Origin of the sequence: Arthrobacter sp. 2RAF22 (assembly GCF_052115325.1) — a bacterium.
Lineage (GTDB): Bacteria > Actinomycetota > Actinomycetes > Actinomycetales > Micrococcaceae > Arthrobacter.
Genome location: NZ_JBFRGL010000002.1, coordinates 13,759 through 28,000, shown reverse-complemented (window position 1 = coordinate 28,000; position 14,242 = coordinate 13,759). Strand labels below are relative to the sequence as shown.

12 protein-coding genes and 1 tRNA gene are annotated in these 14,242 nt (G+C 61.4%); 7 read left to right on the top strand and 6 right to left on the bottom strand.

The features are described 5' to 3' along the window. Nucleotides 1–843: 843 nt before the first annotated feature. The 4 genes from AB4068_RS03520 to AB4068_RS03505 all read left to right on the top strand — a co-directional run bounded on the left by AB4068_RS03520 (nt 844) and on the right by AB4068_RS03505 (nt 4,965). A complete protein-coding gene (locus tag AB4068_RS03520; RefSeq protein ID WP_441432682.1) occupies nt 844–2,001 on the top strand; it encodes a hypothetical protein in 1,158 nt (385 codons plus the stop codon). 327 nt (nt 2,002–2,328) lie between these two features. Beyond that, the gene (locus tag AB4068_RS03515; RefSeq protein WP_441432681.1) at nt 2,329–3,906 is read left to right on the top strand and encodes a phage/plasmid primase, P4 family; all 1,578 of its coding nucleotides are present in this window, start codon (nt 2,329–2,331) and stop codon (nt 3,904–3,906) included. 191 nt (nt 3,907–4,097) lie between these two features. Further along, a complete protein-coding gene (locus tag AB4068_RS03510; protein WP_160667773.1) occupies nt 4,098–4,565 on the top strand; it encodes a hypothetical protein in 468 nt (155 codons plus the stop codon). A 61-nt stretch (nt 4,566–4,626) separates the two neighbouring features. Continuing rightward, the gene (locus AB4068_RS03505) at nt 4,627–4,965 is read left to right on the top strand and encodes a hypothetical protein (protein WP_160667775.1); all 339 of its coding nucleotides are present in this window, start codon (nt 4,627–4,629) and stop codon (nt 4,963–4,965) included. 213 nt (nt 4,966–5,178) lie between these two features. Here the strand turns inward: AB4068_RS03505 and AB4068_RS03500 are convergent, their stop codons facing one another. From AB4068_RS03500 to AB4068_RS03475, 6 genes are all read right to left on the bottom strand, one after another. Next, entirely contained in the window at nt 5,179–5,829 is a 651-nt protein-coding gene (locus AB4068_RS03500; protein ID WP_160667777.1) for an MAE_28990/MAE_18760 family HEPN-like nuclease, read from the bottom strand. After that, the gene (locus AB4068_RS03495) at nt 5,829–6,920 is read right to left on the bottom strand and encodes a DUF262 domain-containing protein (protein ID WP_441432680.1); all 1,092 of its coding nucleotides are present in this window, start codon (nt 6,918–6,920) and stop codon (nt 5,829–5,831) included. Before AB4068_RS03495 ends, AB4068_RS03500 begins: the two co-directional genes overlap by 1 nt. 778 nt (nt 6,921–7,698) lie before the next feature. Continuing rightward, nucleotides 7,699–8,964 (bottom strand): tyrosine-type recombinase/integrase, encoded by a 1,266-nt coding sequence (locus tag AB4068_RS03490; protein WP_441432679.1) that lies wholly within the window; start codon nt 8,962–8,964, stop codon nt 7,699–7,701. Continuing rightward, nucleotides 8,964–9,191 carry a helix-turn-helix domain-containing protein gene (locus AB4068_RS03485; protein WP_441432678.1) on the bottom strand — a complete coding sequence of 76 codons (228 nt, stop codon included), beginning with the start codon at nt 9,189–9,191 and terminating at the stop codon, nt 8,964–8,966. The genes AB4068_RS03490 and AB4068_RS03485 overlap by 1 nt, the downstream gene beginning before the upstream one ends. Before the next feature lie 139 nt (nt 9,192–9,330). Then, nucleotides 9,331–9,404 (bottom strand) — tRNA-Thr (locus AB4068_RS03480). 172 nt (nt 9,405–9,576) lie between these two features. After that, the gene (locus AB4068_RS03475; protein ID WP_284988873.1) at nt 9,577–10,455 is read right to left on the bottom strand and encodes a DsbA family protein; all 879 of its coding nucleotides are present in this window, start codon (nt 10,453–10,455) and stop codon (nt 9,577–9,579) included. Between the two features lie 180 nt (nt 10,456–10,635). Between AB4068_RS03475 and AB4068_RS03470 the strand changes: the two genes are divergently transcribed. The 3 genes from AB4068_RS03470 (at nt 10,636) to AB4068_RS03460 (ending at nt 14,217) form a co-directional block, all read left to right on the top strand. After that, complete coding sequence (locus tag AB4068_RS03470) at nt 10,636–12,126, top strand: alpha,alpha-trehalose-phosphate synthase (UDP-forming) (protein ID WP_306963940.1); 1,491 nt, start codon at nt 10,636–10,638, stop codon at nt 12,124–12,126. Further along, nucleotides 12,116–12,940 carry a trehalose-phosphatase gene (gene otsB / locus AB4068_RS03465; RefSeq protein WP_441432677.1) on the top strand — a complete coding sequence of 275 codons (825 nt, stop codon included), beginning with the start codon at nt 12,116–12,118 and terminating at the stop codon, nt 12,938–12,940. The genes AB4068_RS03470 and otsB overlap by 11 nt, the downstream gene beginning before the upstream one ends. Before the next feature lie 194 nt (nt 12,941–13,134). After that, complete coding sequence (locus AB4068_RS03460; protein ID WP_059388327.1) at nt 13,135–14,217, top strand: ABC transporter ATP-binding protein; 1,083 nt, start codon at nt 13,135–13,137, stop codon at nt 14,215–14,217. The last annotated feature ends 25 nt before the right edge of the window (nt 14,218–14,242 follow it).

Sequence of the window (14,242 nt, the reverse complement as noted above, 5' to 3'; positions counted from 1 at the left end):
TGCAACTCATGTGTGCGGACCGTTGAAGAAGTCCCGTCGCGAGGCGAGGGAACGGAGACAGGCCTGCACCTCTTCTTCAGGCGCCTTCGGCGCCTGAAGAAGAGGTGCAGGGTTCAGAGTCCACTACAACAGGGCCGAGACCACGTCGTGTTGCTTGGTGAAACGTAGGGTTCCGACGCGTCTCCACCGGCAGCGGACACCGACAACGCGCCTGAGGACGAGCGGGCCGCCACATGGCTCATTACTCCGGCCGACTCGGGAAAGCCGGCTCCTCAGATCCGCGGGCGGAGATCCTTGGAGCTGCAAACTAAGGCTCGCGTTCCGGCTGCTGTCTTTCACGCAGGGCACCGACGAGGCCTAGGCAGCGAACGAATCATCTGAGGACCGTCTGGCTGCACATCAACGCCGGCGTAGACGCTGCAGCTCGTCTACGCCGGCTACCCAGGTCTCCCTCGGTGCGTAGATAAAAATGCGGACGACATTCCCAGTCATTCCGGGGTGATTTCGAGGCTGAGGGGTCGGGTCTACCTGTCTACTCGAATTTGAGAGTCATTCAAATATTTTCTAGTCCTGCCCCTGACAAGCAGGCGGGGATGCTCGGGGTAGATCTCGTAGACGGCCGAACGCCTCGGCCACAAGGCACCCACGCATCCCCGCGCCCCGGACGCGTCCGGCCTTTCCCGGGAAGAGCTGTCATTCTTCGTGCCTAGTCTCGCGTCTGCCGGGACCGACCCGGACCATGACCGGGGTCTCCACCCCAAACATGACATCGGCGATTTTTTGCGCGGGGCACCCCTTCTATAGGCGACAACAACTCTGGCATCGACAGAAAGAGGTATCCTCGTGGACCTCGCCGCCTGGCACCAACAGTACGAAACGCTCTATGGAGCCCACATCGCCGCCGGCTACTACCAGGACGCTCTTCTGGGCATCAGCGTCCCGGGCAACTGGGCCGGGTTCAAGATCCCGCTCCTCGACACCGTTGCCATCGATAAGAAACTGATACAGCTGGATCGGGCCGGCAAGGACATTTATTTCCGGGTCGTCCCGCTGAAGGCCGGGGTTTACGGTCAGGGCGAACGGGCGGGCGCCGACCGCAACGATCTGATGCCCGCCGCGTGGGGTGACGGAGACACCCGGGACGGCGAACACAAACCGTTCCGTGGCGAATTCAAAGGCTTTCCGCACCCCACCACCGACCAAGTGCTGGACATGTACGAGGCCGTACTGCCTGTCTCGATGGCCAACGGTTCAGGAGGAGGCGTGCACGCGTACTGGCTCCATGCCATGCCGCTCGAGAACGCGGCCGGGAACAACGCGTCGATGAACATCCTCAGGCGGATCGATTACGCCATGAAGCAGGCGGCAAAGGAACGGGGCTTCGGTTTGGACACCGGCATCACCTCCGATCCTGCCCGCATCCTTCGGGTTGCCGGCTCCATGAACTACAAGCGCAGAAACGACCCGCGACACGTCACCGTGCTCACCAACAACACGGGCATCCTCTACACATTCGAGCAGTTGGACTCGATTCTGCCGCACATACCCAGGATCGAACCAAAACGCTCCATCGCCACCGCACCGAAACGCACAGACCGGAAACAGATCAATTCCTGGTCAGCGCAGGTTCCCGTCTCCTTCCTCATGGAGGAGGTCTGGGGCATGACCACCGCAGACGGCGACGCTGACACCACCGAATACCGCCGGTGGGTCTACCCGCGCGAAGACGGCACCGCATCCGAAAGCGACAAGCATGCCAAAACGTTCCTCTCCGAACGCGGCGTCGAGTACGTGGTCGCCTACGGCGGCCGCATCCAGGACGAATGGGGCATCAACGACTTCCGCACCGCGCTGACCTCCTGGGACCTGCTGCTGACCTGTCTCGGCGGAAACATGCCGCTAGCCCGCTTCATGGCCAAAGAATTCCCCGAGCCCTCCCAGGACCTCGTCGACAACCTCATATCCGCCAACGAAGCGCGCCACGGTATCACCGCCGGCTGACCGAACACTGTCTAAAAAAACTCGCAACAAATATTTCACCGTTTTTGCGCGGCGCGCCCCTTCTGTTTGTAGCAGGAAAAAATAACTGACCGCCCCGGCCCCAGGGCCACGTCTGAAAGGCAACACGTCATCGACGCCCCACCCCCTACACCGCTGGAATACACACCCCGCCACGTCGGGCCCGGCCTCCTTCAACTCGGGCCGCTCCTGGCACCCGCCCCTCCCACAGCCCTGCCGGCCCTCGCCACAACCAGTGGCCCCGCCCAACCTTGCGCGGCATCGTTCTATGGCAAGGTCCCCGACCCATCCCGCATTCTGTTCGCGGCCATGATGAACCTCACCGACATGGGTCTCGGCGCCCGGCTGGCCATCCATTACAAGGACTGTATTGCGTTCTGTACGAGCGCCAAGGGCGGCTTCTGGGTCATCTGGACCGGCACTCACTGGACTCAGGACGTGGACGGTGTCCTAGTTGAGTCCTTCGCCCGCACTGTCATTGCCTCCGTCAGTACCGACGAGGCAGAACATGCAAAGAACACCGACCCCGATGTGCTCAGCGCCCGGTCAGCCCTGGACCACGCCACCGCCTTGGGACAAGCACCAAAGGTGCTGCTGGCCCTCCAAGCAGCCCTCGAGGCCGCTGAGCAGAGGGCCGTCTACAACCGCAAACAGTTCGGCGAGCGTTGCGAAAACGGCATGGTACACATCATGGCAGCCATCAAGGCGGCCCAGGCTCACCTGACGGTCCCCGCCGAAAAGTTCGACACCAACCCCTACCTGATGAACTTCAAAAACGGCACTCTCGACCTGCGAACCAAATCCCTCACCCCGCACGACCCAAAGCAGTACATCACCAAAGTCTGCGCCGTCGACTACGTACCCGCTGCGGAGAACACGGACATGGACCAGATCCTGGCCACCTTGGCCAAATCCGATCCAGGGCTTCCTCTGTTCCTGAAAAGGTACCTCGGCAGCGCAACGACCGGTCTGTCCACCTCCAAGGTATTCCTGTATCTGAAGGGCGCAGCAGACGCCGGCAAGAGCACCCTGTTCCAGGCTTTCGCCCACGCACTCGGTGACGTGAACGGCGACGGCTACGGCCGGATCGTCTCCCCCTCCCTGTTCGCCCTCTCAAGCGACAGCGGCGAAAGCGCGCAACCGAAGCTGCACGACCTCATGGGCATCCTGTTCATCTTTCTGGACGAAGCAGAACGAGGGTTCATGAACCGCGAAACGATGAACAAGATGAGCGCCGGCGGCCAGATGCAAACCCGGCAACTGCACGGAAAACCCGTCACTTGGAAGGCAAAATCCAAAATCGTGTTCGCCGGAAACGACTGGATGGGCATCCCCGACAACGACCCCGGCATTGCCCGGCGCCTCATCGCCTGCGAGCTCACCCACAAGCTCACCGCGGAAGAACTGGACGTAAACCTCCAGGACCGCATCGTGACCCCCGAGGCTATGGAAGCCATCATGGCCTGGGCCGTCGACGGTGCCCACGATTGGATCCGTGAAGGCGCGGATCGCGCGGCCCTGCATCCTACCCCCGCCATGGAAGCGACCTCCGCGCGCTATCTCACCACGGCGGACCCCCTTGAAGCCTGGTGGGACGCCTACATCATCGAAGTCGAGGAAGGAAGCGAGGAAGCCACCCAATACGTCCCACTGACCACCGCCCAGTTCCACGCGCGCTACGCCAAGTATTGCCGGGAGCACGGGACCAAAGTCAAAGTCGACGAACGACACTTTGCCGCAAGGCTCACCGCCCGAGGATTTCCTGCCAAGCCGACCGCCGGAAAGTTCCGTCTCGGTGGCGCCATCTTGAATGCCGGGAAGTTCCGCCAAGGCATCCGACACATTGGCGCCACCACGGCCATCGGCATCGACCTCACCAACTTTTAGACCAGCGTCCGACCTCCCCTCACACTTCAGGCCCATCTGCACCCCCGCGTTGCAGATGGGCCTGGAGGACCTGACTCTCAAATGACCGCCGTCATCGACCGAGGCGCATAGGGGAAGCCAGAAACAGAATTTTTGATCCAACCACGAACCCCGGAGTCACTATGATCACCGCCCCACCCAAGGAACAAAACATGAGCAGGACAGCACCGCCGGCCGGGACAGTACTTGTCCTCGTTTGGCACGACGACACGGAACACCGTCTCGGAATCCTCCCTGACGACCACGTCGACTTCATCGAGGACGTCCTGCTTGACGCCGGCATCCCCGTTGACCGCGAGAGCGGGGATGACTACCTCTGGACCCAGAACAACATGTCAACACCCGTCCAAATCGCACTGCGCCTGGCCGGGCAGGAGGTCGTTTACCTCGACAAGACGGTCTACCGGTACTCGGTCGACATCAAGTCCAAGGCCTCGGGCAAAACCTGCCAGCGCCTGACCGTTCACGCGCACACCGAAAAAGAAGCCCGCAAGATGGCAATGCTCGCATTCGAGCATCGCCACGGCGTTCACGATCCCACAAACTTCAAGCTTTCCGACTACGCCCCTGGGAGAGTCACGAAGGACTGCGACCCCGGACCTTTCAGCACCGCTATCTGAGACCCACAGCCCGGTGATTCGATCCCGGGGATAAAACGCCTCACCCAGGACAGGAAAGACAATGACCAAACAATCACTTAACCCGTTTCACGCTGTATTCAACGCGATGACACCCGAGGAGCAGAAAGAACATATCCGCGGCCACGCAGACATCGTGGAAGCATTCGTGGACCGCTTCAACCAAGAGCACGGCACTCGAGCCCACGTGATCGAGGAGGGTGTCTGGGGTAGCGCACAATTTTACGTCGCCCGAATCGGCGTCGACCGCAAAGGCTTCGCTATCGACCGCAAACACACCGTGATAGCGCAGACCGCGCACCTTGAGTACTACCTGGGACTCCTCCAAGCTGCACACGAGCTGCGCCAGATCTTTAGGTTGCATGGGGTTACAGACAGCTGAGTTGGGGGTTCCCCTGGGGCGGCGAAGCGGTTCCGCGCTCTAAAGCTAAAGGACTCGTAGCCCTGCTCGTAGCCCTGCAGCGATGGAGTCCTCCAGGCAATGATCGACGCTTGGAGCTAGACATCGATCGAGAACCATTCCCAAACCATGACCCCTGCAGTCAGCGGTCTGCACCGAACACGTGTGTCACAGATTAGCAATCGTACGAGCCCGTTAGACAGTTTCTGCTAGATGAGCGTTCGTGGAAGCAGCATTCTTTACGTCGTCGGTGAAGAGCTGCAACAGAGAAAGCACGTCCTGATGAAGGGTGAGGAAGTCATCAGCTTTGAGCTCCAAGAACTTTCCATGTGCGATCGTATTTCTTCGGTTAACAAGCTCCTCGTCAATCATGTTCGCTCGAGTGGAGTACTCCGAACGCCGTGGTAAGCCCAGGCGCTCTACTACACCACTCAAGACCTTTGACGAGAGGTTGCTTTGGGTTTGCACAAGGTCCTCGGAAAGACGGGCCTTACCCGCGAAACCCTCGATCAGGAACGAAGCGAACTCGTTGTGAATCGCTGGCGTCGATGCTTCTTCTATCGAGGAGATCTTCACCTTCAGTGCATTGCCGAGGAACGCAGCGCTGAGCTGAGCGTAAGTCGGGCTCTGGCTGTTGACATAGCGAATATACAACTGAGCGACGCTCTTGACCCAACCCTCCCAGTGCGCGTACAGGATGAGCACGCCCGATCGCAGGTTGGCAGTCTGACTCGACCCCGAGGACTGCTGCACGAGCTTTCGCGCCGTAGTGAGTTCGTGCTTACGCCAGGCTGTCTCTTCGGAGATAGCGTCTTCCAACGCCTCGAGGGTCCGGATCTTTGCCATCAGGAACTGAGGATCTCGCGCCCTTTGGGCACCATCAACCGCAGGCGTGCCTCCGTCGACTTCCCTGTGGCGAACTTCTTAGTCATCTCCGGTTCATTCCAGAAGTCGATAGCGGCTTCGCGTAAGTTTGGCCGAGGTGTCCTGCCCTCCTTGAGGAGATAGCCGAGACCGACCGCGAGCGCCTCAAAGGAAGTGTTCAGGAACCCTCCCGTAAACCTCCCCTTCTGAGCATCCCAACGCCGGAGGACATCCTCGTCGGCGGCATGGAGCTTATCGAACGTCTCCTCAAATACACCACCCAGGCGGTCTTTGGAGTCGCTCGAGAAATTCAGTGCCAAGGCACCTGAGAACTCCTCCAGTTCGTCTTGGAAATTGCGAATTTCAGCTATCTCTTTGTTTGATTTCGTGTGCAGGAACAGGAACCGGAGTGCGAGCTCTTCGTCGTATTTCTTTGCCTTGTCAGCGTCAGGCAGCCGCAGGAGAGAGACGAACGACTCTCGGCCTGCGAGTTCACTTAGCCATGCGACAAAGTCAGGGTTTACTCCCACTAGCTGCGCGTTTCGTATCTCCTGATTAGAGAGCCTGGATCCGAACGAATTCAGACGCTGGAAGAGATCGAACTTGGTCTTGGGGTCTGAGCCTCGCTGGACGATCTTAAGGTCGATCTTCGCACGCTTTATGTCCAGTCTTTGAGCTGGAGTGAGAGACGATTGCGTCTCTGAGTCCCACACCGCGCCCTCCAGTGACGGGAGATACTTCGTCGCGGTCAATTCGAGGGGAGGAAACTCTTCAGTGTCGAGCAGACCTTGGAGTTGCAGAAGGGTGCTAACTCGCTGCAAACCGTCGACGAGCTCCCACTTGCCACCCTCATCCTGAACGACAAAAATCGACGGCAACGGAATCCCTATGAGTATGCTCTCGATCAGTCGCGACTTCTGAGAATCATCCCAACGGAACAGCCGCTGAAACGGTGGACGGATCACAAGCTCACCGTCACGGTAAAGATTGGTTAGCTCCCCAATACTCATCGGATAACCGTCCGTATGGATGGTCCGGCGCGCCGCCTCGAGTTCCGAATCTAGAGTTGTCATTTGTGCGAAAATCACCAATCTTTTCCCAAGTGTCACCTCGGGGCGTGGCAGGGGCAGTGTCGCCTCGATGTTACCCCACTGCTCGCTTTCTAGGTCCGCCGCTCGCATAGGTTCTACACACTCGCCAGTAGCCCCATGAAAGCCAACGCCGGAGCGGTAATTCGGCCAACGGGAAAGATCGCGGACGTCCGCCTCAACGATTCGAGGGACAGCTCTTCGCCGAACTCCGCACGTGCAATGTACGAGAGGTTAGGCGAAAGGTCGGCCAAGGTGGCTTGATAGCCCATGCCACACAGCCAGCGGCTGTAGCGACCAGGCCCCCGCCAATATCCAGTACGTGCCCCGATTTTGGCAGGTCCATGGATGGCGGGTCGGGGTTAGGACAGCAGCCAACTCGAGAGCCGCCGGGAGGCCGACTCTCCGAGGAGCCGCCTTGGTGGTCGCGACATCCTTGTGGCCGGCCTCGTTGGCCTGGTCCTGGGCGGGATACAGGTCTCCCGGACGATTTACGATCAGACCATGACCAACGCCTCAACAACTTTTGCTTCGTGAGGGCCAAGGCATCCGGGACAAGCATGGGTCGTGACTTCCAGAATCTTGAACAAATGAATATCTCCCATCTGGGCCTGGATTCGTCCAACTTCCACAGAAATTCCCTGCAAACAGTGGAGCTAAGGAGATTCGAACTCCTGACCTCTTCGATGTGATCCGTCCTCAACTCGGCGCGGACGGATCACATCGAACGGGTCGGCATGCCTCTCCTGTAGTCTGCGTGGATTCAGCCGATGTCCGCAGGCAGCCGGCTCGGATTCGGCTTTGGCGCGAGCCGCTCCAGGACCGTTGTGTAATCCGCCACGTCCCTTAGCCTCTCGATGTAGGCGGCGTGGGTCATGGAGACGTCGGCGTGACCAAGCATGGCGGCAGCGGCTCCGTCGGTCAGCTCCCTAGCGAGAAGGGACGCAACCGTTCGCCGAAAGGCGTGCGGAGTGATGACTGCCGTGTTCTCCATGTTGGAGGCGGTCAGTGCGGAACGCAGCTGCCTCCGTACGCTTGACGCTTGAACGTAGGTGCCGGTCCTGGACCAGAAGAGGGCCCCGGCCTTGTTGATCTCCGGAGATTCGAGACTTCTGCGGATGAGTACGTCGACGACAAACCGAGGGACTGGGATGACCCGCTCGCTGCTGCGGTTCTTAATGAAGCTCTGGCGGTACTTGGGGCCGTGCCGAGGCTCCACCAACGTGCCCGTGAGTGCGATCTTTCCGACGTCGCCTGAAAGGTCGATGTCTTCAAAGCGGACTGCCAGGACTTCGCCAATGCGTGCTCCCGTGCCGATCAGAACGTCAACGACATCCGCCAGTACATTGCTCGGGCGCGGACCGAAATGGCCGGGTTCCGTGCGCCAAGTCCGGACGGCTTCGCGGACATCGTGCAGGGTAGCCGCGCTCAAGGCAACTGGCTTCTTCCGTGGCCTGTTCACTCGATCGACCTCACGCACCGGGTTTCCACCCACGTACAGATCGTGCCGAATGGCGTAGGACATGATCTGCTGGAGCACCGTTTTTGCCAGCCGGGCATTCGTATGCCCTTTTCCTTCCACTACCAGGGACCTCAGGAAGCTGTCACAGGTGGAGGTGCTGATTTCATTGATCTTCAGCGCGCCGAGAGCGGGCTCGATGAGTCGGTAGATGAGTCCTTCGTACTGGTCCCATGTCTGGCGCCGGATTCCGCCCGTGCTGCCAGCCGCTACCATGTTCCCCTGGGTGTCAACGACGACCTTGGGAACCTCGATACTGGCGAGCCACTTCTCCGCGACGACGTTCAGCGAGGGGTTCCAGGCTACTCGGCCGGCGTGCTGCTGACGCTCTTTCATGGACGCCAGCAGGGCTGTCTCTGCTTTGCCCTTGGTCGACCCGAACTTGCTGTAGGTCCGTGTGACACCGTCCCAGCCGCGGAACCTGCAGCTGGCCCGCCATTTTCCGGACGCCGCGTCTTTCTTGGCGCTGACCGTTCCCCAGGCGCCAACCGGCAGGCTTGAGCGCCCCATCAGGCTGCAGCCTTCGAAGTCATGCTGATCCAGGTCTCGACCGCGACCCGGTCGTAACGAACGACGCTATGGAGTTTCAGTGCCGTCGGCCCGAGACCGGCAGAGCGCCAGTTCCGGAGGGTTTTGGGAGCCACCTGCAGCCAGACAGCCACTTCCTCCGTGGTCATGAGTTGTACTGCGTTGCCTTGGTCCGTTGCCGGTCCCAAGGTCTTTTTGCTCGTCTGCATGGTTTCCCCTATGCAGTCCGATCGCCGACGGGCCATCGTCCGTCTTGCTAAAAGCGTGTCGTAAACGTGTAGCGCCCGTTTTTCGCGCATAAAAACCCCTCCATTCGGGGCAAAATCGCCGGAATGGAGGGGTTATCGGAGCCCCCTGTCGGATTCGAACCGACGACCCCCGCTTTACAAGAGCGGTGCTCTGGCCAACTGAGCTAAGGAGGCGCGCCCCGGCAGGCCGGAGCTGATTGCCCCGGCAAGCCGGAGCTGGTTGCCCGGCGGACCGGGACTGGTACCCCGGCGAACCGGAGCTGGTGCGCGCGAGCGCTAGATAAGGTTAGCCCACGACCTCCCGCCCACGGAAATTCCAGCGGACGGGAGGCCTAGGCCAAGGGAACTACTTCTTTGCTGCGATAGCCGCATTCAGGACGGTCATGAAGTCCGACTTGTTGTCCCACTGCTGGCCGTCGATGAAGACCGTGGGCGTGCCGGATATCCCGATGTTCTTGGCCTCCTGCGTGACCACCTTGACGAACGGACGGTACGTCTTGTTGTCGATGCAGGAGTCGATGTTGGCCGATCCCGCTTGGGTGGCCAACTTCTTGAGGTCGTTGTCGGAAATGCCTGCGCTGCCCTCGGCGGGCTGCTGTGCGTACAGCAGATCCACGAGTGCCGAGTACTTGTCCGGCGACGTGTTCGCCACGCACGCTGCGGCGTTGGCGGCGCGGGAGGAGTAGTTCGTGCTGGAGCTGGCGTCCAGGAAGCCGAACGGACGGTACTCCAGGGTGATCTTGCCGTCGTCCCGCAACTGGGTCAGCTGCTGGCTGTACGTGCTCTCGAAGTTCTTGCAGATGGGGCAGATGAAGTCGATGTACGCCACAACCTTGACGGGCTTGCCGGCTTCAGCCTCGGCGCCGGGAGCGGTCACCGTGGCGGGCGGGGTGGCCGGGGCTGATGGCAGGGACGCCAGGCTGACGGTACCGGCGGCCACCTTCGCCACATCGGTGCCCTTCAGCAGCGTCACGCCGCCGTGCGCGTTGGCGTTGGCCGGCGTCGGTCCCTGATCGGCGATCGGGGCGTTGTTCACAATGTTCTGGGTGAACACGAGGGCAATGACCGCGAGGATCGCCACAACGGCAACCACAATGCCCCATCCGATGAGCAACTTATTGCGCTTGTCCTTCTTCAGCTGAGCTTCGCGGATCTCGCGGGCCTTTTCGCGGGCCTGGGCGGTGCGCTCTGCCTTGGACAGGCGTGGTTCGTTTGCGGGGCTCATCAGTTCCTCGTGATTTATCGACGGCGTTGGTTTTTAGCTAGGGCAACGGTGCCAGTTTACGGGAGAAGACCGGCAGCTTTGCTGGGGTCCTCGACTCCAGTCTGAGGAACGAGCAAGTGTCCTCGATGATTCCCGCCGGTAGGGTGGGAGATGAGTCACAGGCAACCCCAGGGGGCAGCAATGCAACAAACGGCAAGCGAAAAAACCGACAGCGCACCCGAAGGCAATCAGGCTCCAAGGGCCCGGAAACACGATTTCATGGTGGTCTCCAACCGCCTTCCGGTAGACCGTTACACCAGCGATGACGCGGAAAACGGCGAGGAAGGCTGGCGCCGCTCTCCGGGCGGCCTGGTGACTGCCCTCGCGCCGATGATGACCAAGACCGACGGCGCGTGGGTGGGCTGGCACGGCGCGCCGGACGAAGCGTTGGAACCGTTCAGTCACGGCGGCATGGACCTGATTCCCGTGGAACTCAGCACGCGCGATGTTGAGCTCTATTACGAAGGGTTCTCCAACGCCACTCTCTGGCCGCTTTACCACGACGTCATTGCCCCGCCCGAGTTCCACCGAACCTGGTGGGACAGCTACCGCCGGGTCAACCAGCGCTTCGCCGACGCCGTCGTCCAGCACGCAGACCACGGAGCCACCGTGTGGGTGCAGGATTACCAACTCCAGCTCGTGCCGAGCATGCTCCGCCGGGCGCGCCCGGACCTGCGCATCGGCTTCTTCAACCACATCCCGTTCCCGCCGCCGGAGATCTTCGCCCAGTTGCCGTGGCGCCAGGCCATCATCGAAGGCCTGCTCGGCGCCGACCTGGTGGGTTTCCAGCGCCCCAGCGACGCGGCAAACTTCATGCGCTCGGCACGCCGCTTTATTGGTGCAAGCGTCAAGCAGCAGCAAGTCCACGTCAAGGGAGCGGATGGGCAGATCACCCATATTGCCCGCGCACAGGCCTTCCCGATCTCCATCGCCGTGGATCAAATCAGCGAGCTCGCGGAGCGCCCGGACATCATCGAACGTTCCCGGCAGATCCGCCAGGACCTCGGTAACCCCAAAACCATCCTCCTGGGCGTGGACCGCCTCGACTACACCAAGGGCATCCCCCACCGCCTGAAGGCCTTTGAGGAACTCCTCAAAGAGGGACGGCTCACGGTGGAGGACGCCACACTGATCCAGGTTGCGAGCCCCAGCCGCGAGCGCGTGCGGCAGTACCGGCTCCTGCGGGAAGAGATTGAAGGCACCGTAGGCCACATCAACGGCAGCTTCGACACCATGCAGAACACCGCCGTCCGCTACCTCCACCACAGCTACCCGGTCGAGGAAATGGTGGCGCTGTACCTCGCGGCCGACGTCATGCTGGTGACGGCATTGCGTGACGGCATGAACCTCGTGGCCAAGGAATATGTCACAGCCCGGACCAACAACACGGGTGCCTTGGTCCTCAGTGAATTCACCGGCGCGGCCGATCAACTCAAGCAAGCCCTCCTCATGAATCCGCACGACATCGACGGACTGAAGAACACCATCATGAGGGCCGTGAACCTGCCCCCGAATGAATCACGCCGCCGGATGAAGTCCATGCGCAAGCAAATCCTCGACCACGACGTCGATCATTGGTCGGCGGAATTCCTCTCGGCCCTGGCAGAAACCGTGGTGCGCGATGACTCCTGAGACAGCAGCCACTCCCCCGCTGAGCCTGACGCCCGAACTGCTCGACGCCGTCCGCAGGATCGCGCGAACCGACCGCCTTTTGGTGGCGATGGACTTTGACGGCACCATCTCCCCGATCGTGGACCACGCCGACGCCGCGCGGCCGCTCCAGCGCTCAGCCACTGCTTTCGCTGAACTCGCCAAACTCCCGAGGACGACGACGGCGCTCATCTCCGGGCGGGCACTGGCCAGCCTGCGGGCGGTCGCCTCCCCTCCCGAGGCAACGCTGCTGATCGGCAGCCATGGCGCGGAGGCCTGGATGGGCCCCGGTTCGGCGGAACTCCAACTGGACGACGCCCAACGGGAGCTCCTTGCCGAAGTCCGCGAGGTCTTGGCCGGAATCTCGCAGGAAGCTCCGGGGACAGTCCTCGAAGACAAGCCTGCCGGCGTCGTACTCCATACGCGCCGAGCCGACGATGACGTAGCGGAGGACGCCGTCGCCGCTGCGCGCGCAGTCCTTGAAGGTCGCCCGGGAGTCTTCCTCAAGAACGGCAAACGTGTCCTCGAGACCTCGGTGGTGCATTCCTCCAAGGGCGAGGCGGTCGAGTTCCTGCGCCATGCAACCTCTGCTACCGGGATCCTTTTCGCGGGCGACGATGTGACGGACGAGGACGCGATCGCCAGACTCGGCGCCGGGGATGTCGGGGTGAAAGTCGGGCTGGATTTCACCCAGGCCGAGTTCCGCGTCGAGGCCCCTGTCCACGTCGCCGAGCTCCTGGAGGCGGTCCTTCGCGAACGTCGCCGCGAGGTCTCGGGAGACTCATCTCACATGTGACGTTCGTAACATTTAGGCGAATAACCCGGGCTGCTGCCATACTCTTGGTTGTGATGTGGCGCACAACTACCGTGCGGCGTCACTCAGTCTCCCTTGCCCGGGCCCAGCCCAGGGCGGGGAGTCCAACTGAATAAACATGAACCATTCACAACGGATCGTCCGGCACGTACCTGCCGGTGAAGGGATTGATAACTGTGGCAACAGTTACTTTTGATAACGCTACGCGTCTGTACCCGGGCACAGATAAGCCCGCCGTCGATAAGCTCAACATCGACATCGCCGATGGCGAATTCCTGGTCCTCGTTGGACCCTCCGGTTGCGGTAAGTCCACCTCCCTGCGCATGCTCGCAGGCCTCGAGGATGTGAACTCCGGCCGCATTCTGATCGGCGACCGCGACGTCACGGACGTCCCGCCGAAAGACCGCGACATCGCAATGGTCTTCCAGAACTACGCTCTGTACCCGCACATGACCGTTGCGGACAACATGGGCTTCGCACTCAAGATCGCCGGCGTTTCCAAGGAAGAGCGTGCCGAGCGTGTCCGCGAAGCAGCCAAGCTTCTTGACCTTGAGCAGTACCTGGACCGCAAGCCGAAGGCCCTCTCCGGTGGCCAGCGTCAGCGTGTTGCCATGGGCCGCGCAATCGTCCGTAACCCGCAGGTCTTCCTCATGGATGAGCCGCTTTCCAACTTGGACGCCAAGCTCCGCGTGCAGACCCGCACGCAGATCGCATCCCTGACCCGCCGACTCGGCGTCACCACCGTCTACGTGACCCACGACCAGGTCGAGGCCATGACCATGGGTGACCGCGTTGCCGTCCTCAAGGACGGACTGCTGCAGCAGGTGGACACCCCGCGCAACCTGTACGACCGCCCGAAGAACGTCTTCGTTGCCGGATTCATCGGTTCCCCCGCAATGAACCTGCTGGAACTGCCGGTCGTCGACGGCGGCGTGCAGTTCGGTGGCACGGTTTACCCGGTACCGCACGATGTCCTCGAAGAGGCACACGGCAAGACCGTCACGCTCGGTTCCCGTCCGGAAGACCTCGAGACCGTTGGCGCCGGCGAGGGCCTCGAAGTTGAGGTCGACGTCGTCGAAGAGCTCGGCGCCGACGCCTACGTCTACGGCCACACCACGCTTGACGGCAAGAGCCACGACATCGTGGCCCGCGTCGACGGCCGCCGTCCCCCGATGAAGGGCGAGTCCATCTTCGTCCGCCCGCAGTCGGGCCACGTGCACTTGTTCGACACCAAGTCGGGCCTGCGCCTGGGCGACTGACACCCACACCGCATTACCGACGGCG